Annotated in this window: 4 protein-coding genes and 1 pseudogene; all 5 read right to left on the reverse strand. The window is 62.2% G+C overall.

Annotation, left to right across the window (positions count from 1 at the left end):
- Window positions 1–202: 202 nt before the first annotated feature.
- A complete protein-coding gene (locus AC1D0P_RS22720; RefSeq protein WP_477678818.1) occupies window positions 203–421 on the reverse strand; it encodes a hypothetical protein in 219 nt (72 codons plus the stop codon).
- Between the two features lie 63 nt (window positions 422–484).
- Window positions 485–1,765: an L-fuconate dehydratase gene (locus AC1D0P_RS22725; RefSeq protein WP_477678819.1), complete on the reverse strand. Its 1,281-nt coding sequence runs from the start codon at window positions 1,763–1,765 to the stop codon at window positions 485–487.
- Window positions 1,766–1,832: 67 nt separating this feature from the next.
- Window positions 1,833–2,774 carry a substrate-binding domain-containing protein gene (locus AC1D0P_RS22730; protein ID WP_477678821.1) on the reverse strand — a complete coding sequence of 314 codons (942 nt, stop codon included), beginning with the start codon at window positions 2,772–2,774 and terminating at the stop codon, window positions 1,833–1,835.
- 137 nt (window positions 2,775–2,911) lie between these two features.
- Window positions 2,912–3,907, reverse strand: coding sequence for an ABC transporter permease (locus tag AC1D0P_RS22735; RefSeq protein ID WP_477678820.1), 996 nt, complete (start codon window positions 3,905–3,907; stop codon window positions 2,912–2,914).
- 22 nt (window positions 3,908–3,929) lie between these two features.
- Window positions 3,930–4,181 (reverse strand): annotated as a pseudogene (locus tag AC1D0P_RS22740) (D-xylose ABC transporter ATP-binding protein); the annotation flags it as partial.

Raw genomic sequence — 4,181 nt, forward strand, 5'->3', positions numbered from 1 at the left:
GTTTTGGAGAAGCTGGCATTGGCCACCGGGTCAAACACATGGTCGATATAGGCCAGGCCTGACACGACCCGTCCGTACAAGGTGACGGTGGACTGGGCAGAGGCCATTTGCGGAGCCAGCACGGCCGCGCAGGCAACGCCCAGGTACATACTACGGATAGCACTTTTCATGATTTGTCTCTCTTTTCTGTGGTTGGATTGAGTCAGTTGAAGAAGTCCGGATATGCCCATTCGCCGGCATGGCTGCCCAGAGCGAACCCGGTTCGGGCGGGGAAAACATGGCGGCCCGCTTTCACCGTGCTCTTCAGGCCCGGTGGCTGGCAGCGCCGCATGGCGTTTCGGCGGTGTGGATGTCTGTTCATGGCGCCCGGCGGCAGGAACACTGCCGTGTCGGCAATTTCGCGGTCGGTCGATAAGTCCATCGTGGGGCTCCGGTCTCGTCTGTTGGTCATGGGTGGGGCAGGCAATGAAGGGGCGGCGGGCCGTCAAGCCCTGAAGGCGTACTGCGCCAGCGACTCGCGCTTCATCTCGATCGAATAACCCGGCCGCTGCGGCGGCATGTAGGCGGCATTGCGAATCACGCAGGGATCCACAAAGTGCTCGTGCAGGTGGTCCACGTATTCGATGACCCGGCCTTCCTTGGTGCCGGCGATGCAGAGGTAGTCGATCATCGACAGGTGCTGCACGTATTCGCACAGGCCGACCCCGCCGGCATGCGGGCACACCTTGAGCCCGTACTTGGCGGCCATCAACATCACGGCCAGCACTTCATTGACCCCGCCGAGCCGGCAGGCGTCGATCTGCACCACGTCAATGGCGCCCTGCATGATGAGCTGCTTGAACATGACGCGGTTCTGGCACATCTCGCCGGTGGCGACCTGCATGTCGCCCTTGACCGCCTCGCGGATGCGGCGATGCCCCTCGATGTCGTCGGGGCTGGTCGGCTCCTCGATGAACCAGGGTTTCGCAAAACCCAGGTGGCCCAGCCATTCAATCGCCTCGTTCACATCCCACACCTGGTTGGCATCGATCATCAGGGTGCGGTCGGGGCCGAGCACCTCGCGGGCGACACGCACCCGCCGGATGTCGTCCTGCAGGTCGCGGCCCACCTTGAGCTTGATGTGCGAAAAGCCGGCATCCACCGCCTCCTGGGCCAGGCGCCTGAGCTTTTCGTCGTCATAGCCCAGCCAGCCGGCGGAAGTGGTGTAGCAGGCGTAGCCTTCCCGCTCCAGCGTCTCCAGGCGCGCGTCCTTGCCGGCGGCCTGGCGCGTCAGCAGCGCCAGTGCTTCGGCCGGCGTGATGCAGTCGGTGATGTAGCGAAAGTCGATCAGCCTGACGATTTCTTCCGGGCTCATGCGGGCCACCAGCTTCCACACCGGCAGGCCCTCCTGCTTGGCCCACAGGTCCCACACGGCGTTGACCACGGCGGCCGTCGCCAGGTGGATGGCGCCCTTGTCCGGGCCTATCCACCGCAGCTGGCTGTCCGAGGTGATGTAACGCCAGAAACGGCCCATGTCCGCGGTCACCCAGTCCATGTCCAGGCCGACCACCAGGTGGCGCATGGCTTCGATGGCGGCGCAGCAGATTTCATTGCCGCGGCCTATGGTGAACGTCAGGCCATGGCCTTCGAGCCCCGGCTGGCCGGTTTCCAGCACCACATAGGCAGCCGAATAATCCGGGTCCGGATTCATCGCATCCGAGCCGTCAAGATGCCGCGACGTGGGAAAGCGCACGTCGATGACACGCATGGATTGGATAGTGCTCATGAAGGATTGCCGTTTGCCTGGTGAAGAAGCGCTTCAGCGCGTGGCAGCCTTGAGGCCGCCGCACCCATCAGTCATACAGGACCGCCGCGATCTTGGGATCGTTGATGGTGGTCTTGTCGTAGTAATAGAAGCCGGTGTCTATGACCTTGGGCAGCTTCTCGCCCTTGAGGGACTTGACCGCCGCCTCGACGGTCTTGTAGCCGATGCCGACCGGGTTCTGGGTGATGGCGCCGGCCATGGAGCCGTCCAGGATGGCGGCTTTTTGCTGCTTGCCGGAGTCGTAGCCGATGATCACCAGCTTGCGCTTCATCTCCCTGGCGCCGTTCAACGCACCGATGGCCGAGCCTTCGTTGGCGCCGAAAATGCCCTTCAGGTTGGGATTGGCTTGCAGGATGGACTTGGTGATCTCGGTCGATTTGAGCTGGTCGCCGCCGCCGTACTGCACGCTGACGATCTTGATGTTGGGATAAGTCGACTTGATGCGGTTGACAAATCCGTCGGTGCGGTCGATACCGGTGCGGCTGGTCTGGTCGTGCACGACCAGGGCGACATCGCCGCTTTTACCGATCAGCTCGGCCATCTTGTCGGCGGCCAGGGCGGCGGCGGCCACGTTGTTGGTGGTGGTTGTGGTCACCGGAATGTCGCTGTCCACGCCCGAGTCAAAGGCGATGACCGGGATCTTGGCGGCCTGGGCTTTTTTCAGCAGCGGGATCGACGCCTTGCTGTCCAGCGCGGCAAAGCCGATGGCCGACGGTTTTTTGGCCAGCGCCGCCGCGAACATGTCGATCTGCTTGTCCACCATGCTCTCGCTCTCGGGGCCTTCGAAGGTCACCTTGACCTTGTAGTCCTTGCCGGCCTGCTCGGCCCCTGCCTTGACGGCCTGCCAGAACTGGTGCTGAAAGCCCTTGGAGATCATCGGGATGTAGATCTCGTCGGCGGCCAGCGCCGTACTCAAGGTGGAAGCCAGGCCAAGGCCCAGCGCGAGGCTTAAAAGTGTTCGTTTCAAAATCATGTCGTCTCCTGATCGTTATGGTTTGCTGCGATGAATATCAAAATCAAACGTCTGCATGGGCTGGGGATTTGGGGTTCTCCTTGCTAAGGACCGCACGCAGGCGGCCCGGCGGCTGAGACGGCGTTTGCTTGCATCTACCTGCGCTTTCGCAAGATGTCGGCATATACCGCCGCGATGATGATCAGGCCGGTCACCACGGTCTGCCACTCCTGGGCCACCGACATGATGCGCAGCCCGTTGGTCAGCACGCTCATGATGAAAGCGCCGATGATGGTGCCCAGGATCGTGCCGACCCCGCCGCTGAGCGAGGTGCCGCCGATCACGACGGCGGCAATCGCGTCCAGCTCGTAGCCCTGGCCCAGTGAGGGCTGTGCGGAGTTCAGGCGCGAGGCGATGAGCAGGCCGGCTATGCCGCAGATCGCGCCGCTCAGCGTGTAGACAATGATCTTCCAGCGGTCCACGTTCACGCCCGACAGGCGCACTGCCTCTTCGTTGCTGCCCAGCGCGAAGGTGTAGGTGCCCAGCACCGTCTTGTTCAGCACCAGGCTGGACAGCACCGCCACCACAAAGAGGATCAGCACCGCGTTGGGGATGGGGAGTTCGGGCAGGAAGTAGCCGATCAGCGATTCCTGGGAAATGAGCGAGAACTCAGGCGTGTCGTTGAAATAGATCGGCTTGGAATGGGTGATGACCAGCGACAGGCCCTTGAGCATGAGCATCATGCCCAGCGTGGCAATGAAGGGCGGAATCTTCAGCTTGGCAATCAGCATGCCCGAGATGAAGCCTGAGAGCGCGCCGAAGAAGATCGCCGCCAGCACGCCCAGGTRGAAGGGCAGGCCCCAGTAGGTCAACACCACCCCGGCCATGACGGCGCAGAACGTCATCAGGGTGCCCACCGAAAGATCTATGCCCGAGGTGATGATGACGAAGGTGCAGGCAATGGCCAGCACGCCGTTCACCGCGGTGGCCTGCAAAATGCCCACCATGTTGTCGGTTTGCATGAAGCTGGGTGAGGCCACACTGAAGAAAATCAGCAAACCCAGCAAGCTGGCAAACGCCAGAAGCTTTTGACGGGTATTGCTGCTGAAGGCCGCAGTTTTAAAACCCTGCAGCAACTTGGAGACGGTCATGGAGGAAGGTTCCGTTGTTGTTTTAGAAGGCGCCAACGGCAACCAGGCTGGAAACGGCCGCCGGCGCTTCGCGCTGGGTGGCCAACTGCATGATTTTTTCCTGGGTGGCCTCTCTGGCCGACAGCTCGCCGGTGATGCGGCCCTCACACATCACCACGATGCGGTGGCTCAGGCGAAGCACCTCGGGCAGTTCCGAAGAGATCATCACGATCGCGCGGCCTTGCGCCGCCAGCGCATTGAGCAGCTTGTAGATTTCGCTCTTGGCGCCCACGTC

The organism is Polaromonas sp. P1_G2 (assembly GCF_056405515.1).